Annotated in this window: 24 protein-coding genes and 2 pseudogenes; 18 read left to right on the forward strand and 8 right to left on the reverse strand. The window is 54.7% G+C overall.

The window, feature by feature from the left end; genetic code table 11:
• The first annotated feature begins 24 nt into the window (after positions 1 to 24).
• The 3 genes from fghA (at position 25) to AB9F26_RS18765 (ending at position 2167) form a co-directional block, all read left to right on the forward strand.
• Positions 25 to 864: an S-formylglutathione hydrolase gene (fghA, locus tag AB9F26_RS18755; RefSeq protein ID WP_369768711.1), complete on the forward strand. Its 840-nt coding sequence runs from the start codon at positions 25 to 27 to the stop codon at positions 862 to 864.
• 31 nt (positions 865 to 895) lie between these two features.
• Complete coding sequence (locus AB9F26_RS18760) at positions 896 to 1393, forward strand: GreA/GreB family elongation factor (RefSeq protein WP_335585154.1); 498 nt, start codon at positions 896 to 898, stop codon at positions 1391 to 1393.
• Between the two features lie 72 nt (positions 1394 to 1465).
• The gene (locus tag AB9F26_RS18765) at positions 1466 to 2167 is read left to right on the forward strand and encodes a hypothetical protein (RefSeq protein ID WP_369768712.1); all 702 of its coding nucleotides are present in this window, start codon (positions 1466 to 1468) and stop codon (positions 2165 to 2167) included.
• 521 nt (positions 2168 to 2688) lie between these two features.
• Here AB9F26_RS18765 and AB9F26_RS18770 read toward each other — a convergent pair.
• The 3 genes from AB9F26_RS18770 to AB9F26_RS18780 form a co-directional block, all read right to left on the reverse strand.
• Positions 2689 to 5226, reverse strand: coding sequence for an excinuclease ABC subunit A (locus tag AB9F26_RS18770; protein WP_369768713.1), 2538 nt, complete (start codon positions 5224 to 5226; stop codon positions 2689 to 2691).
• Between the two features lie 415 nt (positions 5227 to 5641).
• Positions 5642 to 6064: a DUF3010 family protein gene (locus AB9F26_RS18775; protein WP_369768714.1), complete on the reverse strand. Its 423-nt coding sequence runs from the start codon at positions 6062 to 6064 to the stop codon at positions 5642 to 5644.
• 181 nt (positions 6065 to 6245) lie between these two features.
• Positions 6246 to 7688 (reverse strand): DUF6880 family protein, encoded by a 1443-nt coding sequence (locus AB9F26_RS18780; RefSeq protein ID WP_369768715.1) that lies wholly within the window; start codon positions 7686 to 7688, stop codon positions 6246 to 6248.
• 164 nt (positions 7689 to 7852) lie between these two features.
• On the opposite strand from AB9F26_RS18780, the gene AB9F26_RS18785 reads away from it, so the two are divergent.
• Both AB9F26_RS18785 and AB9F26_RS18790 read left to right on the forward strand, forming a co-directional pair.
• A complete protein-coding gene (locus tag AB9F26_RS18785; protein WP_369768716.1) occupies positions 7853 to 8314 on the forward strand; it encodes a helix-turn-helix domain-containing protein in 462 nt (153 codons plus the stop codon).
• Entirely contained in the window at positions 8311 to 8916 is a 606-nt protein-coding gene (locus tag AB9F26_RS18790) for a mobile mystery protein B (protein ID WP_369768717.1), read from the forward strand. Before AB9F26_RS18785 ends, AB9F26_RS18790 begins: the two co-directional genes overlap by 4 nt.
• A gap of 2 nt (positions 8917 to 8918) precedes the next feature.
• On the opposite strand, the pseudogene AB9F26_RS18795 reads toward AB9F26_RS18790, so the two are convergent.
• Positions 8919 to 9158, reverse strand: a pseudogene (locus AB9F26_RS18795) (hypothetical protein); the annotation flags it as partial.
• 179 nt (positions 9159 to 9337) lie between these two features.
• On the opposite strand from AB9F26_RS18795, the gene nadA reads away from it, so the two are divergent.
• Genes nadA through nadC form a run of 3 tightly spaced genes read left to right on the forward strand, consistent with a single transcriptional unit; the run spans position 9338 to position 12792 of the window.
• Positions 9338 to 10387, forward strand: coding sequence for a quinolinate synthase NadA (gene nadA, locus AB9F26_RS18800; RefSeq protein ID WP_369768718.1), 1050 nt, complete (start codon positions 9338 to 9340; stop codon positions 10385 to 10387).
• 6 nt (positions 10388 to 10393) lie between these two features.
• Positions 10394 to 11944: an L-aspartate oxidase gene (locus tag AB9F26_RS18805; protein WP_369768719.1), complete on the forward strand. Its 1551-nt coding sequence runs from the start codon at positions 10394 to 10396 to the stop codon at positions 11942 to 11944.
• The gene (gene nadC, locus AB9F26_RS18810; RefSeq protein ID WP_369768720.1) at positions 11941 to 12792 is read left to right on the forward strand and encodes a carboxylating nicotinate-nucleotide diphosphorylase; all 852 of its coding nucleotides are present in this window, start codon (positions 11941 to 11943) and stop codon (positions 12790 to 12792) included. Before AB9F26_RS18805 ends, nadC begins: the two co-directional genes overlap by 4 nt.
• Positions 12793 to 12831: 39 nt before the next feature.
• Here the strand turns inward: nadC and AB9F26_RS18815 are convergent, their stop codons facing one another.
• Together AB9F26_RS18815 and AB9F26_RS18820 are read right to left on the reverse strand one after the other, a co-directional pair.
• A complete protein-coding gene (locus AB9F26_RS18815) occupies positions 12832 to 14097 on the reverse strand; it encodes a SulP family inorganic anion transporter (RefSeq protein ID WP_369768721.1) in 1266 nt (421 codons plus the stop codon).
• 105 nt (positions 14098 to 14202) lie between these two features.
• Positions 14203 to 14937 (reverse strand): hypothetical protein, encoded by a 735-nt coding sequence (locus tag AB9F26_RS18820; protein ID WP_369768722.1) that lies wholly within the window; start codon positions 14935 to 14937, stop codon positions 14203 to 14205.
• Between the two features lie 195 nt (positions 14938 to 15132).
• Here AB9F26_RS18820 and AB9F26_RS18825 point away from each other — a divergent pair, with 195 nt between their 5' ends.
• The 3 genes from AB9F26_RS18825 to AB9F26_RS18835 all read left to right on the forward strand — a co-directional run bounded on the left by AB9F26_RS18825 (position 15133) and on the right by AB9F26_RS18835 (position 16653).
• The gene (locus AB9F26_RS18825) at positions 15133 to 15291 is read left to right on the forward strand and encodes a hypothetical protein (RefSeq protein WP_335585167.1); all 159 of its coding nucleotides are present in this window, start codon (positions 15133 to 15135) and stop codon (positions 15289 to 15291) included.
• A 66-nt stretch (positions 15292 to 15357) separates the two neighbouring features.
• Entirely contained in the window at positions 15358 to 16203 is an 846-nt protein-coding gene (locus AB9F26_RS18830; protein ID WP_335585168.1) for a DMT family transporter, read from the forward strand.
• A 33-nt stretch (positions 16204 to 16236) separates the two neighbouring features.
• Positions 16237 to 16653, forward strand: a complete 417-nt coding sequence (locus tag AB9F26_RS18835) for a MarR family winged helix-turn-helix transcriptional regulator (RefSeq protein ID WP_369768723.1) — start codon at positions 16237 to 16239, stop codon at positions 16651 to 16653.
• 15 nt (positions 16654 to 16668) lie between these two features.
• Here AB9F26_RS18835 and AB9F26_RS18840 read toward each other — a convergent pair whose 3' ends face one another.
• Positions 16669 to 18300 carry an alpha-amylase family glycosyl hydrolase gene (locus tag AB9F26_RS18840; RefSeq protein ID WP_369768724.1) on the reverse strand — a complete coding sequence of 544 codons (1632 nt, stop codon included), beginning with the start codon at positions 18298 to 18300 and terminating at the stop codon, positions 16669 to 16671.
• A gap of 170 nt (positions 18301 to 18470) precedes the next feature.
• Here AB9F26_RS18840 and AB9F26_RS18845 point away from each other — a divergent pair, with 170 nt between their 5' ends.
• The gene (locus AB9F26_RS18845; RefSeq protein ID WP_369768725.1) at positions 18471 to 19514 is read left to right on the forward strand and encodes a substrate-binding domain-containing protein; all 1044 of its coding nucleotides are present in this window, start codon (positions 18471 to 18473) and stop codon (positions 19512 to 19514) included.
• Between the two features lie 95 nt (positions 19515 to 19609).
• The gene (locus AB9F26_RS18850; RefSeq protein WP_335585172.1) at positions 19610 to 20263 is read left to right on the forward strand and encodes a DsbA family oxidoreductase; all 654 of its coding nucleotides are present in this window, start codon (positions 19610 to 19612) and stop codon (positions 20261 to 20263) included.
• A gap of 3 nt (positions 20264 to 20266) precedes the next feature.
• On the opposite strand, the gene AB9F26_RS18855 is transcribed toward AB9F26_RS18850, so the two are convergent.
• Positions 20267 to 20947 carry a hypothetical protein gene (locus tag AB9F26_RS18855; RefSeq protein WP_335585173.1) on the reverse strand — a complete coding sequence of 227 codons (681 nt, stop codon included), beginning with the start codon at positions 20945 to 20947 and terminating at the stop codon, positions 20267 to 20269.
• Positions 20948 to 21445: 498 nt separating this feature from the next.
• Here AB9F26_RS18855 and AB9F26_RS18860 point away from each other — a divergent pair, with 498 nt between their 5' ends.
• The 5 genes and pseudogenes from AB9F26_RS18860 to AB9F26_RS18880 form a co-directional block, all read left to right on the forward strand.
• A complete protein-coding gene (locus tag AB9F26_RS18860) occupies positions 21446 to 22750 on the forward strand; it encodes an AAA family ATPase (protein WP_335585174.1) in 1305 nt (434 codons plus the stop codon).
• Positions 22747 to 23823, forward strand: a complete 1077-nt coding sequence (locus AB9F26_RS18865) for a ParB N-terminal domain-containing protein (RefSeq protein WP_335585175.1) — start codon at positions 22747 to 22749, stop codon at positions 23821 to 23823. Before AB9F26_RS18860 ends, AB9F26_RS18865 begins: the two co-directional genes overlap by 4 nt.
• 135 nt (positions 23824 to 23958) lie before the next feature.
• Entirely contained in the window at positions 23959 to 24654 is a 696-nt protein-coding gene (locus tag AB9F26_RS18870) for an HAD family hydrolase (protein WP_369768726.1), read from the forward strand.
• Positions 24651 to 25613, forward strand: coding sequence for a sugar-binding domain-containing protein (locus AB9F26_RS18875; RefSeq protein ID WP_335585177.1), 963 nt, complete (start codon positions 24651 to 24653; stop codon positions 25611 to 25613). The genes AB9F26_RS18870 and AB9F26_RS18875 overlap by 4 nt, the downstream gene beginning before the upstream one ends.
• A gap of 116 nt (positions 25614 to 25729) precedes the next feature.
• Positions 25730 to 26158 (forward strand): annotated as a pseudogene (locus AB9F26_RS18880) (ABC transporter substrate-binding protein); the annotation flags it as partial.
• Positions 26159 to 26279 lie beyond the last annotated feature (121 nt).

Genomic DNA, 26279 nt, shown 5'->3' on the forward strand with positions numbered 1-26279 from the left:
CCATATCCAAGCAAAGGGTGCAGCATGTCACTAGAAATCACGAGTGTTTACAAAAGCTTCTGCGGCTGGACCAAACATTACACGCACCGTTCAACCACGCTGAACTGCGACATGCGGTTTGCAATCTATCTACCGCCTCAGACGGCCAACGGGCAGAAGGTGCCGGTGCTTTATTGGCTGTCCGGGCTGACCTGTACGGACGAGAATTTTATGCAAAAGGCCAATGCGCAGCGTATCGCAGCAAAGCTTGGCGTTGCTATTGTCGCCCCCGATACCAGCCCGCGCGGCGTGGGTGTCGCTGATGACGAAGGCTATGATCTGGGACAGGGTGCCGGATTTTATGTCAACGCGACGCAGGCCCCTTGGAACCGTCACTACCATATGTACGACTATGTGTTGAATGAACTGCCGCAGTTGATCGAGGCCACTTTCCCAGTCAGCGATAAGCGCTCTGTTTTTGGCCATTCAATGGGAGGTCATGGTGCGCTGGTTTTGGCGCTTCGCAACCCTGACGCCTTTCAATCTGTTTCGGCGTTCAGTCCGATTGGCAACCCGGTCGACTGTCCTTGGGGCCAAAAAGCCTTTGCCGCATATCTGGGCAACGATACTGGCGCATGGGCCGATTATGACGCCAGCCTGCTGATGCGAAAAGCCAAAGGGGCTGTTCCCGCACTTGTGGATCAGGGTGAAGCTGACGGTTTCCTTGAAGAGCAGCTTAAGCCAGAAACATTGGAAGCATCAGCGAAAGTGAGCGGATATCCATTGGAGCTGAACCGGCGCGAAGGCTATGATCACAGCTACTATTTCATCGCCAGCTTCATCGAAGATCATCTGCGGTTCCACGCGAAACACTTGGCCGCATAGCGACCAGCCGCCAACCATTGGAGAGATAGTCATGAGTAAAGCGTTTACAAAAGAAGACGATGGCACCGAGAATGTTCGCTTGGATGATCTGCCACAAAGCCCGCATCCAAACTTGGTGACCCTATCAGGTCTCGATGCGCTCAACAGCCGACTTAGTGCGCGTCAGTCGGATCTGGCAAAGCTACGGGGCGAAACTGATGACTTTGACAGCAAGTTGGCCATTGCAGTTGCTCAACGTGACATCCGCTTTCTTGAAGGGCGTGTCAGCCGTGCGATCCTCGTTGATCCCGAACGCCACGCCCCGGACATCGTCGCATTTGGCGCAGAGATCGAAGTTATCACCGAAGACGACAATCGCCAGACCTTTCGGATTGTCGGCGAGGATGAGGCAGACCCGACGCATGGCTTGATTGCCCCATATTCGCCGCTTGGCGTTGCGCTGATGGGGGCGCGGCTTGGCGATACAGTCGAATGGCAAAAGCCCGCCGGCATCGTTGATCTTGAGATCGTTGGGATCCGGTTTGATTAGAAAACATCGGATGATCTGGCCCGCCGAGAGGCGCAAAACTGCGCAACCGTCGCGCCAAAAAGGAAATTTGGAATGAACTCCATTGTCCTGATCGGGCTTTCGCTTGCGTCGGTTGTATTTCTCAGCCTTGTCCATTTGCTTGCTGATATGTTGCGGTGGAAGCACCAAATGCCTCAGAAGTATTGGCTGTCGTTCGCTGATGGCATTTCCATCAGTTATGTCTTTCTCGGCCCTCTGCCCAAGATCGTTGACGGGACAATTGCCTTTCCAGAATCCCTTGGACCTATGGCGGAAACCCCGAAGCACAGCCCGTTTCTGCCGCTCCTGATCGGTCTCGTCGCGTTCTATGGAATGGAACGCCTTGTGGAAAAACCAACTGGATTGCGGGTATGGATACATCTTGCGTCTTACGCGTTTTACAAAGCAATCATCGGATATCTCATCGTCCAGATGAATGATCCCGTGGCAATTGTCATTTTTGCACTTTCGATGGCTGTTCATTTTTTGGTCGTGGATTACCGGATGATGAAAATCCACAAAGAAGTCTATCAACGTATCGGGCGGTGGGCGCTGACTGTTGCTATACTTGCCGGGTGGATTGTCGGCATCACCACCTTCATCTCGCCGGTTCTGGTCACTCTTCTGTTGTCGTTTCTCGCCGGTGGTATTGTGCTGGTTGTGCTTGAAGAAGAGTTTTCGCGCGAACACCCTTCTTCGTTTCCGGCGTTTTCGACAGCGGTCATTGTTTACGCGGCAGGACAGATTGCAATCTGACCCGCCCAAAAACTCACGCCGAGAACAGTTCAATTTCTTGACAGTCTGTAACCGTGATTCAGGGTTTCAGACTGTCAATATGGCCATCTAAACCTGCCATTGTTGGACGCCATCACGAGGCATCTATTATCATTTTAACAGCGATCCAACAGGATATGCGCAAAAGGAGAAGTACTATCTCCAGTTCCTATTCAGGTGGGTGCGACCACGTCCACATCAAATCCACAGCCGAACCCATCGACAATCACGTCTGTCATTGCAATGTTTGCAAAGGCGTGACCGGCCAACAAACCACCCATGTGGCATTTTTCAATCGCGGTGATCTACAGATCGACCACCCAGAGAAAATGAACCGCCAACCGTTCAATAGGGACAATCCCGACGGCTCTCTTGAACTGTGCGGTTTTGATGCTGGATGACAAACAAAAGCGAATCCGCGTCGCGGTGCCGAACGTCAAGGGCTACGAAGGTCTGCGGCCGGAATTCGTTTGCCCCCCATTCTGGAACTTATCAATCTGACGCTACCGCTCCGGAAACAAAAAGGCCGCGGTTCGGCTGGCTTTTGACTTCGCCACGCTGGCCGGAATGCCCTGCGCGACGATCGCTCCGCCCTCATCTCCGGCACCCGGACCGATGTCGATGATCCAATCGCTATTTCTGGCGACCTGCATGTTGTGTTCCACCAGAATGATAGAGTTGCCCGCATCAACCAGCTCGTTCAATTGGACCATCAGCATTTTGACATCCTTCGGGTGCAAGCCGGTAGTAGGCTCGTCCAATATGTAAAGCGTGTCACTGCGTCCGGCGCGTTGCAACTCCGTCGCAAGCTTGATCCGTTGCGCTTCACCGCCCGACAGCTCGGTCGCAGGCTGTCCAAGTCGTAGATATCCAAGGCCGACCTGCAACAATGCATCAAGCGCGCGCAACACCGTTCGGTCATCGGCGAAAAAATCATGCGCCTTCTCGACAGTCAGGTCGAGCACTTGCGCGATCGTCTTGTCGCGATAAGTAATTTCCAAGGTCTTGGCGTTATAGCGCTGCCCCTGGCACACCGGACAGGGCGCATAGACGCTGGGAAGGAACAGTAATTCAACGCTGACAAATCCCGCGCCCTCGCAATTGGTGCACCGCCCCTTCGCGACGTTGAACGAAAAGCGCCCAACATCATAGCGGCGCGCCTTCGCTTTCGGGGTGGCCGCAAAGAGCCTGCGAACATGATCAAACAGCCCCGTATAGGTCGCAAGATTGGACCTCGGCGTGCGTCCGATGGGTTTTTGATCGACCGTCACCAAGCGCCGGATACCCTGCATCCCGTGAACGATCCGCCCACCAGTTGAGGTTTCAAGTTCCCTCTCTAGCAACTCGGCCTCATCGCTTGGGGCATCAAGAACTGCCTTCTTTCCCAAGGCGTCGCCGGCGAGCTCGACCAGTGCCTGACTGACAAGGCTGGATTTACCCGAGCCTGATACACCCGTGACCGTCGCTAAAACTCCAAGCGGAAACTCAACATCAAGGCCACGCAGATTGTTGCGCTCGACCCCTTCAAGCTTCAGCCAACCCTTGGGCTCTCGTGGATTGCGACCCGTCGCAACCTCCGGGCTGAATAGATACCGCCCCGTATGCGATGCCTCAACGTCGCGCAGCCCTTCAATCGGCCCGTTATATACCACCTCGCCGCCATGGGTTCCCGCGTCTGGTCCGATATCCACAATCCAGTCGGCATGGCGGATAACATTGTCATCATGCTCAACCACGAAAAGCGAGTTTCCAGACCCCTTGAGCTCATCCAGCGCCCCCAGCAGCGCCAGCGTGTCGGACGGATGCAACCCAGTAGAGGGTTCGTCCAGAACATAAATCACACCAAACAACTGTGATCGTATCTGTGTCGCCAACCGCAGACGTTGTAATTCCCCGGGCGACAGGCTCGGTGTGCCGCGTTCAAGTGAAAGGTAGCCAAGGCCCAGCGTCGTAAGCGCATCGACACGGGCCAGTATATCGCTGGCGATGCGCTGCGCCACGATGATCTTTTCGGGGTGCTGATCGCCCTCGCACGGTTTCGCATGGGCCGTTTCGCGCAGAGTTTCGGCAAGCTCGCTCAGCGTAAGTTGCGACACCTCGCCAATATCTAAGTCCGCAAATTTCACCGCAAGCGACTCGCGCTTTAACTTCTTGCCGTTGCACTCTGGGCACTCAGAAATCTGCATGAACTGCGAAACGCGTTTCTTAGTGCGGTGGCTTTGGGTGGTTGCAAATGAGTGTAAAACATAGCGCTCGGCACTGGAAAACGTCCCCATATAGCTCGGCGCCATGTCACGCTGCTGCGCCACACGGGTTTGCGCTGGGGTAAGCCCCGCATAAACCGGCACTGTAGGTGTCTCTTCCGTGAACAACATCCAGTTGCGGTCTTTTTGCGGCAAATCCTTCCACGGGATATCGATGTCATGGCCAAGCGACGCAAGGATATCGCGCAGGTTTTGTCCGCCCCACGCAGGCGGCCAGGCAGCGATGGCACGCTCACGGATGGTCTTGGTATCGTCCGGAACGAGCAGTCTTTCCGTGACTTCAAACACCCGCCCTATCCCGTGGCAACGCGGGCATGCCCCCTCCGGCGTATTTGGCGAAAACGCATCGGCATAAAGAATTTGCTGGCCGCGTGGATATTGCCCTGCCCGCGAAAACAACATGCGCAACCCGTTTGAGATGGTCGTCACGCTACCAACCGAGGATCGCGCTGACGGCGCACCGCGTTGCTGCTGGAGCGCGACCGCGGGCGGCAGGCCATCGATGGAATCGACATCCGGTTCACCGACCTGATCAATTAGGCGTCGCGCGTAAGGCGACACCGAATCCAGATAGCGCCGCTGGGATTCCGCAAACAGCGTCCCGAACGCGAGCGATGATTTTCCGGACCCCGAGAGGCCAGTAAATACCACCAACGCGTTGCGTGGCAGATCAACGTCTATATTTTTAAGGTTATGAACGCGAGCGCCCCGCACTTGGATGCAGTGATCAGGGTCACAAAGGACATGTTCGATTGGTTCTGAGGTGATGGTGTTCACTCTTTCTGATGTAGAAATATTACTGCTGTAGCGCCCAACTTACAGCCCTCTAAATCCGGAGGCTGATTACTTGATGTTATGCGACCATATCTAATGTGGTGAGTTTATGCATAGTACCTCTCTTTTGGCTCTGCTGGCGGGATGTATCCGATGTGCTCAAGCAGGCGACGGTTATTGAACCAATCGACCCATTTTAACGTTTCCCATTGGACAGCGGAGTGAATAAATACTTTGCCTCGCGCAGACACCTTTAGGGTGTAGTTCAGCTAAAAATTTTCAATTCTCAGCAACTCTAAACCTCTGGGAATTAAGTATGCGAGTTAACGTCACACCGCCTGATGTTCATTGAGCCAGCTATTGGAGGCACATTTGAAGTGCAAGCCCCCTGCCCCGGCTATCATAGGCAATGATCTAATTAGGGCAACTTGCTGAGACCATACACGCCAGTAACGTATGCATTCTTGAGATAGACAGGTAGCTTATCGGGATAGCCTTGGATCTCTTTTTTGGAAAAAGCTGCAAGTGTGGCAGCATGCACAAACCTCGTCTTTGTGCCGTCAACGAGCTGGATAAGTGTCTCGAGCTTAAAGGTAGCCGGTCCACCAGCCATTTTGCCTTTGCGCGCCCGAGATTTAATGATGAAGGTTTCAATTTTGTGCTCATCGGCAAAGGCTTGCAATTGCGCCAAACAAAACTTTAATTCTGCATCCGAGGTATCGTCTGAAATTTCAATCCGGGTTGTTCCAATTGGAAGTTTGGCAGGTTGCCCGTCTTCATCATAATAGACCACTGCCAGCCTCACTTCTTGTGCCGATATTTCACATCCACAAATTCGCATACATATCTCCAAATAGTCTCGGTTGGAGGCTAGTGCGTCTTTTGAAAATTGTCATCAATTCTAAAATTTACTCCCTCCTGTTGTTATCCCCCCATTTGCGGAAACCTTTGCAAATAGACCTGCGCAGCCATTTGGGGGTGGTTTAATGTATATCACCGCCAATACTGATTTCTCCAAATGGTTAGAGCACCTTCGCCCAAAAAGAAGATTTCCGATCATGCTGTGTCTGAAGGGTTTGGAGATATCTATCGTGAGGGAAAAACCCTCGATAATCTGCGATCTCTGCATCGACTGACGTGCAATCCGCCAAGTGATCGGCAGCATGGCCGTATCGTGTTGAGCACCCCTGCCCCAGTGTGAAGTCGATCATTGCGCGCCAAAGAAGCGCCGCGGCGAGCGGATACCTTACTCGGAGGACTTCGGCGGCTGGCGTTAAGAGCAAGTAGTGATCGCCGTTGATTTCATCTGCGCGGGTTTCGATCAATTGGGCCGCTGTCAGCAAGTCGGGCCAAGTGATGCAAAATTCCAGAGCCGTTGAAAAGCTTGGAAACGATAGGGCATGTGTCTTGGCAGCATCCTCAACCTCAACATCTTCGAAATCCGGCAGAAGTTTCAGATACTGGCGCAAATGCTCTTGGTTTAGCGTCGCCGCAAAACAGGCCCAACGGTGCGCTTGGGCTTCTTCAATCCGCTCAAGGACAGTTAGGCAGGCGATATAGGCCGCGTCCCATTCATCCCGACCTAGAGTGCGCCCGTCTTGGTCAGCATCAAGGAGAAGATCCAACGCCCCTTCAGGTCGGTCTTCCGCGAGCAAAAGCATGGCCACTTCCGCCGAAATATCCTTCCTCTTCAGATCCTCATCCGAATATTGCGCTATATAGGCATTCGTGTCGCCAGCGGCCAAGGCTATCTCTTGTAAGCAGCCTTTGACGAAACTGGCTTTGCGTTCATCTGCGTAGGTGCTCCCACCGCGGAGTTGGCGCAAAAACTGGATTGCTTCGTGATCTTCCTCTTCAACCTCAAGAGGGGCCACAGCATAGGTCTGAACATTGGCCTTCAACCGTGCAAGTCCGGCGGCCCCAAGAGTAGGAGACATGAGAGGAATAATGCCGTCCCATTCTCCGTATCCGTTGTCCTGTAGGGCAATCCACACTCGGTCGGCCAGCGCTGCTGGATCAACCATTGCACGGGAAGCTATGTCTTCAAACTGCTCGATTGCCGAGCGAAACACATCGCCAACGTCGCCCCTGCTGTCATCCACACGCTCATAGGTGGAAGGGGCGATTTCAATGAACTGCCATAAAAGGTCAAACGCGGTTGTCGGATCCTCTGGTGCGATTTTTTCGGCAATCATTGTCACTTGTGTATTGAGATCCTTGATCAGGGCCTTTCGCTTTCGCCAACTGACAAAGCCCGTCGATTTTCGCAGCGACACGAGTCGTTTGCGCACTTCGCGTGCCAACTCGGAAGCCCCGAGGTTGTGGCTAAGCTCCAAGCGTAGCCTGCGTTTTATTTCAGCACTGCCGGTACTCACCTCGATAAGCAACGCGGCCAATTGCTCGGCTCCCAGTGCTTCCAGATTGGTTTTGTTCAGGGTCTTTTTTGACATACCCAATTGTGGCATCTGGAACGCTTGAAGGAAAGCGGGCGTTAACATGCTGCAACAATTGCCATACCATACTATGGCTTTTTTAAAGTTTTTGAAGTATCCTAGCATTGCAAAAATGTTAAAAATGCAATACATCAGCATGGCAAAGAGTAACTTTATGCTAAGCTAAGGGGTGACAAATGACCGTCGCACGCACAAAGCAAAGACAGGCTAGAAATAGGGTCCGCCTCGCAGCAGAGGCGTCCCAAGCCTTTGAAAAACCACTTGGTGGCTGGCTAGCTACTTTCCAAGAAGCAATCGGCATGAGCGCGGCCACCTTGGCTGAACGTCTGGGTATTTCTCGCAACAGTATCTACAGCTCGATTGAAAAGGAACGGATTGGGTCAATTTCAGTGAACCAACTCGCAAAGATGGCTGACGCAATGGGTGGTAAGCTGGTCTATGCAATTGTACCGCGCGAGGGGGACATCGAAGAGATCCTTATGACTCAAGCCCGCAAGAAGGCAGAACGCATCATTCAGCGCACCCGCGCACACATGGCATTAGAGGAACAAACCGAGGGCCTAGGCAGCCAAATAGAGATGATTGAAGAGTTGGCGACTGAACTGGTGCGTGAAATGCCAAGGGATTTCTGGAAGTGACCTTAACATTACATGAGCCATCGGGTGCCACCCCACTGACGCCCGACGAACTGCTTGGTTTGAAGGTCAAACACATCACCAATCGTGGCGAACTCAATGAGTTGGAGGGTGCCAACATCGTTGAAGGTCTGACTTGGCTCGATCGGCGGCCAAAATCATTCGACGTCCTGACAGACGGTGCTGCGCGCGAAGTCCATAAACGTCTGTTCGGGAAAATTTGGGACTGGGCAGGCGCATACCGCATGACTGAGAAGAACATAGGTGTACCAATTTGGCACATATCGACGGAGATGCGTACTTGCCTAGACGATGCCCGTTATTGGCGCGAGAACGGCACCTACGAACCTTTGGAAGCCACAGCGCGATTCCACCATAAGCTGGTATGGATCCACCCATTCGCAAACGGCAATGGACGCTGGGCAAGGATCATGGCGGATGTCTATCTTACTGGGATCGATAAAGATATTTTTCTAGATTGGTCAGGTAGCGGAACGTTGGTTGCCGAGAGCGATCACCGCGCAAGGTACATTGCGGCATTGCGCGCGGCAGATGGCCATATTTTCGAACCAGTGACCGAGTTTGTTAGAGACATTGCACAGTAGTTGGAGTGTAAAGTGAAGGACTTCCGGCGCTGTGCCTCGCTGGAAATCAATGGCGCATAGTTGACCATTCATCTGTTCAAGGTTGCATGGTCAACTTCAACGCCACACTCCTGCATGATCTCTTCGTGGTCTCAATAAGACACGGCATATCGCACATAGAAGAAGACAGCGTACAGTACGACGGCCCCGGAATATTTGGTAGATGCATTCGCCGAATGCGGACCTGAACGCCAAACTGCCAAACCTGTTTTATTTTTGCGACAGAGCCGGACTTTTGACCATCATGCGCCCCGATGATAAAAAGCCCGCGCCAAGGGCAATCACCCTCTCTACCTTTCGCAAGAAAAGCTAACGACTTTTAAAACCTTATTTGACCTGTTAACTCTGCACGCAGTCACGTCTTGGAAAAGAGATCCTTAGAATGCTCGATATACCTCAGCTTCGTACAACCCTGTCTCAACACTTTGATCTTGCACCGAATGTTGAATTGGCATCCTCCATGCAGGATATTTACAGTCAAATGGACAGGGTGGTTTCTCCAGCCGATTGGGCCATCTATGCGCCCTACGTCAAAGCGATCAACGATCTTAAGCGCGAGCAAAATGCCGTGATCCTCGGGCACAACTACATGACGCCCGAAATTTACCATGGCGTCTCGGATTTCGTTGGCGACAGTTTGCAACTTGCGATGAAGGCGACCGAAGTTGACGCGGACATCATCGTCCAAGGCGGCGTTCATTTCATGGCCGAAACCAGCAAAATTCTGAGCCCCGAGAAAATGGTGCTGATGCCCGACATGGCAGCGGGGTGTAGCCTCGCGGAATCTATCACTGCTGAAGGCGTCGCAGCAATGCGCGCAAAATACCCCGGCGCACCGGTTGTGTCCTATGTCAACACTACGGCGGAAGTGAAGGCGGCCTCGGATATCTGCTGCACGTCCTCCAACGCCGTTCAGATCGTCGACGCCATGGACAGCGACATTGTGATCATGACGCCGGATCAGTTTTTGGCGCAAAATGTCGCCAATCAATCCAAGAAAAAGATCGTCTTCTGGGAAGGGTCCTGCATCGTCCACGAGCTTTACACCGCCGAAGAATTGCGCGCGTACCGCGAGTTTGACCCAGAGGTTAAGATCATCGCGCATCCGGAATGTACGCCCGCCGTTGTCGCAGAAGCCGATTTTTCTGGCTCCACCAGCGGCATCATCAACTGGTTGCATAAGAACAAACCCGAGAAGGCAATGCTGGTGACAGAATGCTCCATGGCGTCAAATATCTCGAATGAATTGCCAAGCATTGAGTTCGCCAAGCCATGTAACATGTGCCCCTATATGAAGAAAATCAGCCTAGAGAAAATTCTCTACGTTCTGCACACGCATGAAAATCAGGTCGTGGTTGACCCTGATGTTGCCGCCCGCGCCCGCGTCTCGGTGCAGCGGATGATTGATCTTTCACGCAAGCTTGGGCTCTGAACTGACATGAAAGAAATCACGACCGACCGTATTGTCATCGTCGGTGCAGGGCTCGGCGCGCTCTATGCGGCGCTTGAGCTTGCACCGCGGCCGGTACTAGTGATTGCGCCCGAAATCCTCGGGCAAGGCGCGAGTTCTGCGTGGGCACAGGGTGGCGTGGCCGCAGCAATGGCAAAAGCGGATAGTGCGGCGTCGCACTCGGCGGATACCGTGCGCGCAGGGGCTGGGATCGTGGATGAGGCCGTCGCCGATCGTGTAACCCAAGATGCCCGTGACCACATCCTTGAGTTGACCGACCTTGGCACCCCGTTTGATCGCTCCCCCGAAGGCGGTTATGTCATGTCGCGCGAGGCGGCGCATAGTTTTGCGCGGGTCGTGCGCGTCAAGGGAGATCAGGCGGGGGCGGCGATCATGGCCGCCTTAATCAAGCAAATACGCAGGGCCCCCTCAGTGCAAATCTTGGAAGGCACAATGGCCTTGGCGCTTGAAACCCAAGGCGAGGCGGTTACGGGGATTGTGATCCAAGCTTCAGGCCCAGAACGATCCGCCCCCGTGATGTTGCGCGGCGCGGCCTATCTTTTGGCGGGCGGCGGTTCGGGCGGGCTTTACGCGCTCACCACCAATCCCGACCGTATTCGCGGGCAGGTCATTGGCATGGCCGCACGAGCAGGCGCGATGATTGCGGATGCGGAATTCGTGCAGTTTCACCCAACGGCCTTGGATGTCGGCGAAGATCCAGCCCCCTTAGCCACAGAGGCCCTGCGCGGCGAAGGTGCGACCCTGATCAACAAACACGGCACGCGGTTTATGCTCGGCGTGCACTCCGACGCCGAACTCGCCCCGCGCGATGTTGTGGCGCGCGAGATTTTTGCCCAGACGCAGGCGGGCAATCGCCCCATGCTCGATACCCGCGCCGCCCTCGGCGATACAATAAAAAGCCTCTATCCTGCCGTAACTGCGGCCTGCGCGCGCAATGGAATCGACCCTAGCGTTGAAGCAATTCCCGTTGCCGCCGCCGCGCATTACCATATGGGTGGCATCGCGACGAACGCGGAAGGGCGCTCAAGCCTCGGCAATCTTTGGGTCTGTGGCGAAGCGTCCTCAACGGGGTTGCACGGTGCCAATCGTCTTGCCTCAAACGGGCTGCTTGAGGCGCTGGTTTATGCGCGCATTTGTGCCGTGAACATCGCCGCCAACACACCTATGTACCAAGCGCCCGAAGTCGCTCTGAGCTTTGGGGCGGAAAACAATACGCCCCCCGCCACGGCCATCGAAACATTACGCCAGACGATGACCGAACATGTCGGAGTGCTTAGAAACGGCGATGGATTACGCGCAGCTTTGCGCCAGATCGCCGCCTTGGAAGACGCAAACCAGAACAACGTGGAATTTCTCACCATGTGCGCGACAGCGACCCTGATTGCCGCCAGCGCCCTTCTACGCGAAGAAAGCCGAGGGGCGCATGAACGCACCGATTTTCCCCAAATGAGTGCGGGCCCCGCCCAACGCTCGATGATGACTTTGGCCCACGCGCAAGCTCTAAAGGACGCACTATGACCTCCCACGCAAGCCTCCCCGATCTGCTGCTAGAACCACTTGTGCGCAACGCATTATTTGAGGATTTGGGCGCTTATGGCGATATCACCACCCGCGCGGTCATCCCGCATGGCACGACCTATAAAGCCCGCATAAACGCCCGCGAAGATGCGGTGGTTTCGGGGATGCAAATCGCCGCCCTCGCCTTTCGCCTCGTTGATCCCACCCTGAGCGTGACCACGTTGTTTTTCGACGGCCATCCTTGCAAAAAGGGCGACACCTTGATGCAGATCGAAGGCTCTGCGGCGTCGATCCTTTCGGCGGAACGCGTGGCCTTGAATTTTGCGGGGCGCTTGACTGGAATCGCGACCCAAACCGCGCAGTTTGTCGCGCAAACCGAAGGTACCAACGCGCGTATCACCTGCACCCGCAAAACAACCCCCGGATTGCGCAGCGTTGAAAAACTGGCGGTGCTGCATGGGGGCGGTTCAAACCACCGATATTCGCTGTCGGATGCGATCTTGATTAAGGACAACCACATCGCCGCCGCAGGCGGCATCGGCGCGGTTCTTGCGGCGGCCAAGGCGAACGGCTCGCATATGACGATTGTTGAAATCGAAGTGGATCGTCTGGATCAACTGGCCGAGGTTTTGGCCGTCGGCGGCGCGAATGTCGTCCTGCTGGATAATATGGACAACGATACGCTCCGCCAAGCGGTGGAACTTGTGGATGGAAGACTCACAACCGAAGCCAGCGGCAATGTGACCTATGCGCGCGTCGCCTCTATTGCCGCCACGGGAGTTGATTTCATCTCGTCTGGGGCCCTCACACATTCGGTCAGGACGGTGGATTTAGGCTTGGATTTTTAGTCCTTTTCGATTGCGCCCGCATTTGTTGAAACCCATTCCTTAGCGGTCGGGAGGCGTCCAATCGTTCTCTCGCCCCGTTGTCTTTTCTCGCAGCCGCAGGGCAAGGCCAAGCGAGACACCGACACCAATGGCAACGGTCAGATCCGCGAACACGGTCAGCACCAACGTGAGCAAAAGCAGAATGCGATCCGAAATGCGGGTCTGCATATACCCGCGCCATTTATGTGGCTCGCTCATATTCCACGCGGTTAGAATGAGAAGTCCCGCGAGCGCAGGCATGGCAAGATAGCCTGCCAGTGGCGCGGCCAGCAACATTATTAGCAAAATGGTCAACGCGTGAACAACACCGGCAACGGGCGTTTTCCCACCGGCACGCACGTTGGTCGCGGTGCGGGCAATCGCGCCGGTGGCAGGAAGTCCGCCAAACAAGGCAGACCCGATATTGGCAAAACCCTGCGCCAGAACCTCGGCGTTTGGCCGATGACGCCCGCCAATCATAAGATCAGCAACCATCGCGGAAAGCAGCGATTCAATGCTGGCGAGAAAGGCAATAACAATGGCCGACGGGAGCAGCGTTATCATGCGCTCAATACTGATTTCAGGGAAACTGGGAAACGGCAACGTGCTGGGCAAGGCCCCGAACCGCGAAAAGATCGTTTCAACGGGCAGAACCGCCACGGCAACAATGGCGGAGGTCAAACCAACGGCGACAATGAGCCCAGGAAACTTGGGCGCGAGACGCCGCAGAGCAACGATCAACACCATCGTCCCAACGCCGATCCCAAGGGCGGAAAGGCTTAAGGTATCTTTTACCCCCCAAAGCGCCTCGACCTTACCGATAAATTCTGCGGGAACCTGCTCAATTGAAAAGCCAAACAGGTCTTTGATCTGGCTTGTCGCAATGATGACGCCGATGCCGATGGTGAAGCCATTGATCACAGGTTCAGGCACATAAGCGACGAGATTCCCAGCTTTCAGGAAACCCGCCACCAACATAATGACCCCCGCCATCAACGTTGCAAGGATGAGGCCGTCATAGCCGTGTTGCGTGATAACGCCAAAGACAACGACGATAAACGCGCCAGTCGGCCCGCCGATCTGAACCCTACTGCCGCCAAGCAACGAAATGATCAGCCCGCCGACAATTGCGGTCACCAGCCCTTTTTCCGGACCAGCCCCCGAGGCAATGGCAATCGCAAGGCTTAACGGCAAGGCAACCATTGCCACCGTCATTCCCGCGACCAGATCACTGACGAACTGGTGCCGATCATAAGTCGTAAGCGTGGTTAGGATTTTTGGCTTCATGATAGGGTCTACGCCCCTCAACGAAGGGAATTCAACCTCCTAGTATCAAAAACGACGCGCGACGTTTCCCCGCACTCATCGGGGCAACGCCGCCTAAAGCCCGCCTTAGAAACGTACGGTTACACCAACCATCGGCCCGCCAAGACCGATTTTAATGTCGCGACCGTCGATTGATTTTTCGACGTCCATATACCGATAGCCAAATCGACCAGACCAGTTTTCGTTGAAGTTATAATTGGCCGTTGCCAAGGCTTGCCACGTTTGGCTCGATCCACCGATACCGCCGAAATCTGCAAAAGCGGAGGCTGACCATTTTTCAGAAAACTTCCATGTGGCGCGCGCGGCCACCAAGGGATCAACCCAGCCGTCGCCGATACTGGCAGATTCGGAGGGGAGCGTGCCTGCATTCAATGTGGTGCCGATGTCGAGGCCAAACGCGCGAAAACCAGCGGCCACATCAACCGTCACGTTTGGATCGTCCACCACGCGATACGCAAGATAGCCGCTGAGGGCGGAAACTTTTACGTCGACATCCGCGCTGGAGAACAGGACCCCAAATGGGGTCTCTTTTTGCGTCGCCAAATCGGTATAGAGGAGATCGCCAAGTATGCTCCATTTACCGTTCCGAGCCTCAAACGTCCCCATGAACGCCATTTCAAGATTATCGAGGTCAATGCTGCCACCAGACGAGCCGAGATCGAGGTCGCCACGGGGCGTCGCAAGGGAGCCACTAACACCGGGGAGCCATCCGTAAATCGTAGCGTCATACGTCCAATCATCGGCCAAAACCGCAAGGGGTGCCGCGGAAAGCAAAGCGGCCAAAGCAATTGAATAACGCATCGTGAATTTCCTTTTAGGTCAAATTTCAGTGCCTAGATTAGCATAGTCAAAACCGCTCGTCGCTATAATTTATGGAGTCTTAGCGCATAATTTTGGATCCGTCACCAAGGCACCTCTATAAATTAGCATTTGCAATACCTATTTAAAAATGCCATCACTAGCCCATCATGAATGCGGATTTAGAGGAGTGAAACAATGACCCTTGCCCAAGCGATACTCTGGCCCGGCACCAAAATCTGTGAACGCTTGGGGTTAGACCCTGATGCGGACGCGGGACTCATCCGATCCATGTTCAACATGATCATCTATTTGGCGATCTGCTTAGGGATCGTTTGGATCGTCGTCGGCTGGTAAACGCGGCATTGCGGTGCCAGCCTTGAGTGCCTAGTGTTCCCAGCAACAAATATTGGGGTCATCAACATGAGTACGCTTGTTTTTATTGCCGTCATTTGTGCGGCTTTATTGCATGCCTCATGGAACGCTTTGGTCAAAGGTGGCGCCGACAAAATGATGAGCATGGGCGCCGTTGTAATTGGCCACCTGCCCCTTGCCCTGCTCGCGCTTCCCTTTGTTCCCGCCCCTGCCCCCGAAAGCTATCCTTACCTTGTGGGGGGAATGTTACTGCACGTCGGGTATCAAATCTTTCTGCTGAAATCCTATCAATCGGGCGACCTCACACAGGTCTACCCAATTGCGCGCGGGTCGGCCCCCCTAATGGTCGCGTTATTTTCCATTGTGGTTCTGGGCGTGCGTCTGGACCCGATCGAGTTGCTTGCGATTGTGATTATCGGCGTCGGAATTCTGAGCCTCGCAATGGTGCGCAGCGCCAATGGCCAGCGCAACGGCCACGCCGCGTCCATGGCGCTCACGACCGGATTGTTTATCGCGTCCTATTCCTTGGTTGATGGTTTGGGCGCGCGCGTTTCAGGAACCGCGCTTGGCTATTTTAGTTGGCTTGCGATTGGCAATTGCATCCTCATGGTCGGTTTTCTTTTGCTCCGCTCCCCTACAACCCTCACCGCGATAGCAACGCGGGGCAGAGCCGTGTTTTTGTTTGGCGGGTCGGCGTCTTTTATCGCCTATGCATTGGTGACTTGGGCCTTCACACAGTCCCCCATCGCGCTGGTGACGGCGCTGCGTGAAACCAGTATTATCTTTGCCCTGATGATCGGAGTGTTCTTTCTCAAGGAGCGTCTTGATTTGGTGCGCGTGTTTTCAACTTTCACAACGTTGCTCGGCGCAATCCTGCTGCGTTTTGCCAAATAGTCTAGCGTTAGACACGAAATCCACGGAGGGGTGATGTCCTTTTCAATCAACGAATTTCTACCCTACCTCCTCAACCAAACCTCCGAGGCCGTGAGTAAAGATTTTCAACCGCAATATCGCGAGCGCTATGGGATGCTGCGCACCGAATGGCGGGTTTTGTTCCATTTGGGCATACACGGCAAGTTAACCGCCAAAGAGATTTGCACCCTTGCCTCGCTGCACAAAACCAAGGTCAGCCGCGCGGTAACGGCGCTTGAAGCCAAGCGGTTCCTCTCGCGGACAGCCGACGAAAACGACCGCAGGCTTGAGCATCTTTCCCTCACCAAACAAGGGCAGAAGGCCTACGCCGACCTTCACAAAGCGGCCCAAACCTACGAGGAAAAGATCACCAGCGCCCTCTCAGAACACGAGATAGATACCCTGAAATCGGTTCTGAAAAAGCTGGGGTAACCCCTTTGATGCGCCCTATTTAGCAGTTTTAAGAGACACACCCTCCGCGCGACCCGCATCTAGATAGGCAAATCCGTTCGGACCCAAATTCAGAATATCAGTCTCTAATAAAGCATTATGTGGCCCAACAAGGCGCGCCGCAGGGTCTACGGCAAGGGTCTGTGGCTCCGCTGACAAATTAAAAACACAGGTCAGTGTTTGGCTCGTCCCCACCCGATGAAAGGCAAGCAAAGGTTCGGGCAGATCAATGAACTGTGTCGTGCCGCGCAACATGGCCTCGCTCGCTTTGCGAAATGCAATTGTCTCGCGATAGGCATGCAAAACGCTGTCGTTGCTACGCTCTTGCGCATCCACCGCGCGGCTCTGTTGCGGCGTTTTCACCGGCAACCAAGGCTTGGCACTCGAAAACCCGCCATGCTCCGACTCGGCGTTCCAAACCATTGGCGTGCGGCATCCATCGCGCCCCTTGTTCTCGGGCCAAAACCGCAAACCGGGGGGATCGGTCAACTCGCTGTATTCTAGCTCGGTTTCCGGCAAGCCCAATTCCTCCCCTTGATAGATCCCAATCGTGCCCTCAAAACTCATCAGCATGGCAACGGATTGTTTCGCCAAAGCATCGGCATCTTCGCAATGTTCCAGCCAACGACTGACGTGGCGGCGCACATCGTGGTTGGAAAAACTCCACGAGGGCCAGCCATCCGGCGCGCCCTTCTGGAACCCCTCAATCGTTTTGCGAAAATGCTTGGCGGTGAAGTCCGGGCTGAGCATTTCAAAGCTATAGCACATGTGCAAACGGTCGGTGCCACGGGTATATTCGCCCATGATATCAATCGCCGTTTGCCCGCCGTCGCCAACTTCACCGACCATCATCCGCGCGTCAAATTCATCCGTCAAAACCCGCATCCGCATCAGAAACGCGATGTTTTCGGGGCGGTTCTTGGAGTAAATATGGGCCTGCATCCCGTAAGTATCGACCTGCTCGGCCACCACATCGGCGGGAGCCGCGGGGTTGTCGCGCAATTCGGTGTCGTGGAAATAGTAATTGACCGTATCCAAGCGGAATCCATCGACGCCCCGTTCCAGCCAAAACCGCATCCCGCGCAGAATCTCGTCCTGCACATCGGCGCAATGCATGTTCAAATCGGGCTGCTCAATCAGGAAGTTGTGCAGATAATATTGCCGACGGCGCGGCTCCCATTCCCAAGCGGCGCCACCAAAAACCGACGGCCAATTGTTGGGCGGCGTTCCGTCGGGATTCGGCTCGGCCCAAACGTACCAATCGGATTTCGGATTGTCCCGCGACGCGCGGCTCTCTGCAAACCATTCATGTTTATCGGAGGTATGCGACAACACCTGATCGACGACCACCTTAAGGCCCAATTCATGCGCCCGTGCGATCAGCGTGTCAAATTCCGCTAAGGTGCCAAAAAGCGGGTCTATTTCGGTGTAATTGCTCACATCATAGCCCATGTCCTTCATCGGCGAGGTGAAAATCGGGCTCAACCAAATCGCATCCACCCCAAGCCCCGCAACATGGTCAAGTCGCGAAGTGATTCCCGCAAGATCGCCAATCCCGTCGCCATTGTTGTCCTGAAAAGACCGTGGATAAATCTGATAAATCGTCGCGCCGCGCCACCATTCCGTCATGAAAACTTCTCCTGAGCATCGGGATTCCCCCGTGATTCTTTGCTAAGCATAGCGTGGGCAAAAAATTATTCAAATCGATTTGAATAAATTGAACCTTGCATAAAAAAAGAGAAACATTTTGCCTTATTTAGAGACGCATAGTATATCTAAATCGTTTTGAAGAGGAATGTATGTCCACATTAAAAGATATCGGCGCTGCCCTCAACCTCTCCCCCGCAACCGTCAGTCGCGCGTTGAACGGATTCCCAGAGGTCAGCGAGAAAACCCGCGCCGCCGTTGTGGAAACCGCCCGCCTGATGAAATACCGCCCAAACCAACTCGCTAAAAAGCTGGTCACTGGGCGCTCGGGCATGGTGGGGATGATTCTCAAATCCGACAGCACCCAAGCCACCGACGCCTCCTTCTATGAAATCATGTTTGGCCTCTCGGATCAGCTTGCCCGCCGCGACCTCGATCTTGTATTTCACGCCACCACGGCAAGCGATATTCTGCTGCCCTATCAACGCATGGTCGAGAAAAACACGCTGGACGGCTTTATCCTGAACGCCCCCCAAAACGACGATCCGCGCATCGCCTATTTGCGCTCCGAAGGCATTCCTTTTGTGGTGCATGGTCGCGCCGACGACCCGAATTACGCGTTCTACGACATCGACAATGCCCAACTCGCCGAAGATTCCTTCAACCTGCTTTTCAATCTTGGGCACCGTCGGATCGCGATGTTAAATGGCCCTACCCCCCTCGCCTTCTCAACCGCACGACTGGCGGGATTCACACGGGCCGCGCAGCGCAAATCCCTCGATATCCCCGCCTTTGCCCTCCATCACGGCGCCCTCACCGACTCCAATGGATACGCCGCCGCGCTCGCGCTCTTATCGGGCCAAGACGGGCCACCCCCAACCGCCATCATATGCGCCTCGACCCTGATCGCCGCAGGGGTCTATCGCGCCGCCAGCGATCTCGGGTTTGCCATTCCCCGTGACCTCTCAATCATCGCCCATGACGACGCAGTGCCGCAAATGCGCGCCGTTAATTTCAACCCCGCCCTGACCGTCACCCGCGCCCCATTCCGCGACGCCTGCGAACCCCTCGCCAAAGCGATCTTCGACCTCCTCGCAGGAGCTGATCCAACCACGCTGCAAACAATCGAACGCGCGGAATTAATCCTGCGCGACTCAACCGGCCCCGTCGCCACCTCTTGCGATACACCTTGGTAACCACACGCGATTTTTACTCCGCAGGCCTTGCAATTACGCCGCCGCACTTACATTTCTTGGGGCTAATACTGCCTTAACTCCCTGGAAGGAAAACCATGACTGTTTCCCCGCAACCCCTTCGCATTGATATCGTGTCAGATGTGGTGTGCCCGTGGTGCGTCATCGGCTATCGCCAACTTGCACAAGCCCTCAAAGCCTCTGGAACGCCGCATGAAATCCACTGGCACCCGTTTGAACTCAATCCGCAAATGCCGCTTGAGGGCCAGAATCTGGCCGAGCATTTAACGGAGAAATATGGCGCAACCCCCGCGCAATCCGCCGAAAATCGCACCCATATCACCAAGCAAGGCGCGGATGTGGGCTTTGACTTTAGCTTTGCCGATGACATGCGGATGCACAACACGTTCAACACCCATCAGCTTCTGCATTGGGCGAATGAACAGGGGCGGATGCAGGACCTAAAACAGGCGTTGTTTGCCGCGCATTTCACCGATCGCCGCGATCTAAGTGATCCAGAAGTTTTGGCCGATGTTGCGGGCGAAATCGGGCTGGACCGTACAGAGGCCGTCGCCGTGCTGGATGATCAGCGCTTCGCCGAAGAGGTGCGCCGCGCCGAAACCCACTGGACGCAGCAAGGTATTAGCGGCGTTCCCGCCATGGTTTTCGATGAGAAACATCTGGTAACGGGTGCGCAGGGCGTTGAAAACTATACGCAAATATTGGGTCAATTGGCCGAGATGCGCAAATAGCTCCTAGGAAATCGCGACAACATCCGTAAGGCTCTCGTCGGCCGCAATACACGCCTCCAACACCACCTGTTTGAGGCGTGTATTGATATATGTCGCGTGAAATGCCGTGGGGGCCTTAAGGATCAACACGCCCCCTTCCCGCTTGTGACGCGTCAGTTTTTGCAGCCAAGCGCCGTATTGCGCAACATTTTCGCGGTGCAAAATCGACTGTGCAAGGCTCCACTCCTCACTGGTGATTTCGGGCGGCGCGACGGTGACATTCGGCGTAAACGGCACCACGGTTTTGTCCTGCTCTGGAGTGCCCTTCATCCGTGCTTCAAAATCTGGCCCGACGGCGCTCCACTGTGGTTTTGTCGCGTCCAACAAAGCCTGCGTATCGAGGCGATAATCCGTCACCCTGCCCCGCGCGCCTTGCCGCCGCACAACCAACCATCCAAGTGCGCGCAGCTTCGCCATCTCGCGTTTCACGGTGCGTTCATCCACCGCCCAAAGCCGCGCAATCTCGCGTTGCCCCACCGTCAGGCTATCGCGTCCCCAATTATATCGTGCCGTGATCAGCGTCATAAACCGAAGGCACATCCGTTGATTCGCTTTGCCCTCCGCCAAGGCAAAAGCCCCGAGAGCCGTCAACAGGTCGTACTTGACGACCGAGGCCTGAGGCCCAGTTTTACGTTTGGCAATCATTTCTGCCTCCGACGTGTTCTTTGCAAACACGCGCTCTCAATGCGACGAATCTTAATGTTCATTCTACGAAGGTTAAGGTTTCAAACTCCTAAACTCAACGCTCTTTGTATCCACGCTCTAATTTGCGTCCATTTGTTCGATTCTGTCAAGCCAGAACTTCTGGAGGGGGTTTTGAATTCAAACCCTAAAATATAAATATTGGTATTAATTGGTATAGGGGGACATACAGTGCGTCCCCCATTGGCAATGTTTTGTCCCCTATATGTGGTTGGGGCTGCCAAATCTGTCCCCTAAACTTTGTGATCACCGGAAGATTCAGCGCGCAAAGCGATTCGGGGTCCGCGACCGCTCTTTCCCGTTATTCCGTGCATCAGGACGCTCTTTTGCGATATTTGCACTTTTTTGGCTTTTTGCAAACTTGGTTTTTGCATTTTCTTCTAAATGGCGCTAAATCGGGTGAAACGCTGAATTAGCGTCCCCGCGGGGACAGGAGGTTATATGTACAGCCACGAAGAGCTTGCGCGCCTACAGGCCCAGTCCCTCAAGATGCAGGGGTTCATTCGTCAACAGACCTACTCGCCCGAGATGGAAAAGACCCTGCGGCGGTTTTCGAGTTGGGAAGTTGGCGAGCTGATCTTTAAGGTCAATCAATCCACATTGCGTGGCCGTCTCGCGGCGGACCCTACCCTACCCCAGGGCGTTGTCGAGGGTGACGGGCGGCAACATTGGTACTCGCTCGACGAAATTAACGAGTTGCGCCGCCGTCTCAAGGTGAACCGAAAATCCTTGATGCCGCATCGCCCCGCGGGGCAACGCGCGGTCCGCGCAGCGATTGCCAACTTTAAAGGCGGCGCAGGGAAATCGACGGTCGCCCTCCATTTAGCTCATGCTGCCGCCCTAGATGGCTATCGGGTTTTGTGCGTGGATTTCGACCCACAAGCGACCCTTTCCCACTCGATGGGCCTGTCGGATGTCACCGAAGAATACACCGTTTGGGGTATCATGGCGCGGGATTTGGTGCGCGAAACCGAACGGATGAATGCCGCCGCGACGGGGGCCGAATCGGGCACCTCCCTGCCCCAGCGCCAACTGCCCGCGTCGATCACTGGCATGGGGTTGGCTGAATTGCGGGTCAATGACTTCATTAAGCCCACCTCTTGGCCGACCATCGATATCGTGCCGAGTTGCGCCAACGCCGCCTTCGTGGAGTTTGCCTCGGCGCAGTATCGTCACCTCAATCCCGAATGGTCGTTTTTCGCCGCCGTGTCGCGCTACCTTGATCAGATCCCCGACGACGCCTACGACCTGATTATTTTCGATTGCCCCCCCGCAATTGGCTATCAATCGATGAACGCGGTTTTCGCGGCGGACATGCTCTATATCCCGTCGGGTCCTGGTTACTGGGAGTATGATTCGACCACCTCCTTTATCGGTCAGCTTGCCGAAGCCTTGGAGGATTTGGCGCAGTTTTCCAGCTTTGTCCCCGCGGGGACAGTGCGCCTTCCCAAGGCGTTTCACGACGTGCGGTTCCTTCTGACGCGCTATGAGCCGAACAACGAATTGCACCGCGCGATGCGGTCGGCATTTGGCAAGGTTTTTGGCGATAGAGTAACTGAACATCCCATCGAGATGACCCGCGCGGTGGAGCAATCTGGCCGCTTCCTGTCGTCGGTTTACGAGATGGATTATCGTGACATGACCCGCGACACGTGGCGCCGCGCAAGGGCGTCGTTTGATCGGGCTTATGAAGAATTTCAGGGCCATGTCGTTGAGGTTTGGAAATCAATGGAGGATGAAAAATGAGCAAGCGACGTATTTTTGACATCGATTTTCCGGCGGAAGAAGAGGCCGAAGTCACGCCACAAGAGGCGCCAACCGAATCGCTGCGACGTGGTCCGATGGCCTCCGCGATTGCCGAAAATGCCGAGGCGTTGCGGGGACGACATGCCGCCGAACAGGCCATTCGCGAGGAAAACTTCGCCCTTGCTAAAGAGCATGTGCGGATGAAAGAGCAGGGGCTGATCGTCGATTTAATTCCGCTGGATCAAGTGCGTGTGGAAAAACTTTCGCGGGACCGTGGCGCGGGGCGCGACCCTGAGCTTGACGAACTCAAGGCGTCGATTCGTGCTATCGGCCTGTCCAATCCCATTCAGATTGAGCAAACCGACGAGGGGTATCAACTGATTCAAGGCTTTCGGCGCTTGTCAGCCTATCGCGAATTACTGGCGGAAACCGGCGATGCGGAGGCCTATGGTAAAATCCCTGCGGGTTTGATCGCACGCGGGGAAGCGTTGGAAAACCTGTACCGTCGCATGGTCGATGAAAACCTTGTGCGCCGCGATATTTCTTTTGCGGAGATGGCCGCGCTGGCCCGTAACTATGCTGCCGATCCGGCGACGTCTGTGCAGGATGTTGAGGCCGCCGTCGTGGCGCTTTACGGCTCTGCAGGTCGTCAAAAGCGGGCTTATATCCGCAGTTTCGCGGTTTTGCTTGATCGTATTGGCGCGGATTTGAAGTACCCAGAATCTATTCCACGGGCACTGGGTTTGGCGCTTTTAAAGCAGATTGAGCGTACGCCTGGTGTGGTGGCGAATCTGCGGATTGCCTTGTCATCGGAGCCTGATCGCAGCGTCGAGAAAGAGTTGATCTTGTTGAAAGAGGCCTCGGAATCGGTGACGCCAAACCCCAAAAAACGGCCGGTGAGGGCAGGGGGCGCGCGCACTACATTCCGTGTTCCGCATGCCTCTGGTGTGGTGAAATGCACCGCGGCGGACGGGCGTCTTGAGGTGCTGGCGGCGCGTGATTTCTCGGCACTGGAGCGGCACAAATTAGAGGCTGCAATCGCTGCGTTTCTAAAGGTTTTGGACGGGCATTAAGGGGGTGTCCCTGCGGGGACAACTCGCCAACGCCAAGAGTAAAGTTGCTCTGCCGAAAAAGCAGGACGCCTTGACAGTTGGTGTGCAATGCGGCTCATCTAGGGGTGAAAAACAGCGCATGTTTGGGAAAAAATGATGAGTTTTCAATCCACTGATACCACTCGCCCCATTGACCTTGTCATTTTTGATTGTGACGGAGTTTTGATTGATAGCGAAGCGCTGAGTGCAAATGTTCTGACTGCTGTCCTTAAGGAAGAGGGGATCGTGATCGATTTTCCCTACTTTCGAAGGCATTTTCTGGGGCGCAGTTTTTCTACCGTTGTGAAGGCAATTGACGCGGGTTTTGGGGTTGTTGTGCCGCAGGATTTTGAAGCCCGATATACGTCGCGCCTCTTGGCGGGGTTCGAGTTGAATTTGAAAACCACCGAGGGGGTTTTGGAAATCCTTGCCGCGCTTAAGGTGCCCTTTTGTGTGGCGACGAGCAGCAGCCCGAAACGGGTTGCCCGATCGCTGGAGGTTGTGGGCCTGTCGGGCCATTTCGACGGGGTGGTTTTTACCGCTTCAGAGGTGAAAAATGGAAAACCTGCGCCGGATTTGTTTTTACATGCTGCCAACAAAATGGGGGTCGATCCCGCGCGGTGTCTTGTGATTGAAGACAGCTTGCCCGGGGTTGCGGCGGGGCTTGCGGCGCAAATGGATGTGGTTCGATTCCTTGGGGGGGCGCATTTTGCGGGCAGACTTCCTGCGGTTGTTGAAAACGTAGATGTTTTTGACAAATGGTCCAAATTGGTGGAGTTGAGACCCAGTTTGTTAAAAGGAAGCGCAAGATGAGATCCCTAAAGAAAACCTCGAAGGCAGAGATTAAGCTCGATGAGGCGGCGCGCGCGGGGTGGCTTTATTACGTGGCCAGCAAGACGCAGGACGAAATTGCGCGCGAACTCGGGGTCTCACGGCAAACGGTTCAGCGCCTGATTTCGCTGTCTGTTTCGGAGCATCTTGTGAAAATCCGCATCGATCATCCAATTGCCGTGTGCATGGAATTGGCGCTGGCGGTGAAGGAAAAATACGGTCTTGTGGCGTGTAACGTTGTGCCGTCGGATAAATCCGCGCCAGAATTGTTGAGCGGTTTGGCCATTTCGGTGGCCGCTGATATGGAGAAATACCTTCGGTCGGAAGCGCCCCAGATTATTGCGCTTGGAACGGGGCGGGCGTTGCGGGCCTGTATTGAGCAGCTTCCGACACTCACAACCCCGCAACATACGATCGTTTCGCGGCTTGGGAATATGATGACGGACGGATCGGCCACGCAATATAACGCGGTGACACGGATGGCCGAGAAAACCGGATCGGCGCACTATCCAATGGCGCTGCCGCTTTTGGCGCATGACGCCGAAGAACTCAAATTGATGCAAAGCATGGAGGCGGTGCGCAACACGCTGCATTTGTGTGATATTGCGGACGCCACCTTTGTCGGGGTCGGGCAAATCAACTTGACGGCGCCCTTGGTTTTGGACGGATTTATGACCAAGGACGAGGCCACCGAACTTCAAGACGCGGGGGCCGCGGGCGAGATCACGAGTATCATTTATGACAACCAAGGGGTTGTTTTGGATTGTGCCTATAATGCCCGCGTGTCATCAGCTCCCCTTAAAAAAGCGGGCCCCGCTCCTGTTACTGCTGTGGCCGCAGGTCCCGCAAAAGTGCGCGCGATTCAGGCCGCCTTGGTGGGGTCTTTGGTAAACCGTCTGACAACTGACGAAGCCACGGCAAAAATACTCCTCTCTTATTAAGCGCTTAGAACGGAATCGCTCTCCGCTCTACAAAACAGTTGACTCGAAATTTACCCAAGAGTAACATTTGCCCACAGCATGGGCATATGCCCAAAACTGATCTGTGGGAGGATCCAATGAAAAATACTGTAACCAAATTACTTGGGGCAACAGCCTTGAGTGCAGCAGCGACGATGTCGTTTGCTCAAGAAACAACACTGACAATTGCGACCGTGAACAACGGTGACATGGTGCGCATGCAGGAACTTGCTGGCGATTTTACAACGGCAAATCCGGACATCAAATTGGAATGGGTCACACTGGAGGAGAACATTCTTCGTCAACGTGTGACGACAGATATTGCCACTAAAGGTGGCCAATATGACGTTATGACCATCGGTACATATGAAGTTCCAATCTGGGGCAAACAAGGCTGGCTAACATCCTTGAATGACCTGCCAGAGTCTTGGGACAAAGACGACATTCTGCCAGCGATTGCCGGTGGTTTGACCGTAGACGGCGAGCTTTTTGCTGCACCGTTCTATGGTGAATCGTCGATGGTTATGTGAAGTGGTCCTGCTTTTTAGGACAGGTTTACGGCTTTGCTAAGATGCACCTGGTTTATGTTCATGCCGCGTTTCGTGTTTCTAGTTGTCCGAAGTATGCGATGTCCGGCGTACGCTTATC

The organism is Falsihalocynthiibacter sp. BN13B15 (assembly GCF_041205415.1).
Lineage (GTDB): Bacteria > Pseudomonadota > Alphaproteobacteria > Rhodobacterales > Rhodobacteraceae > Falsihalocynthiibacter > Falsihalocynthiibacter arcticus.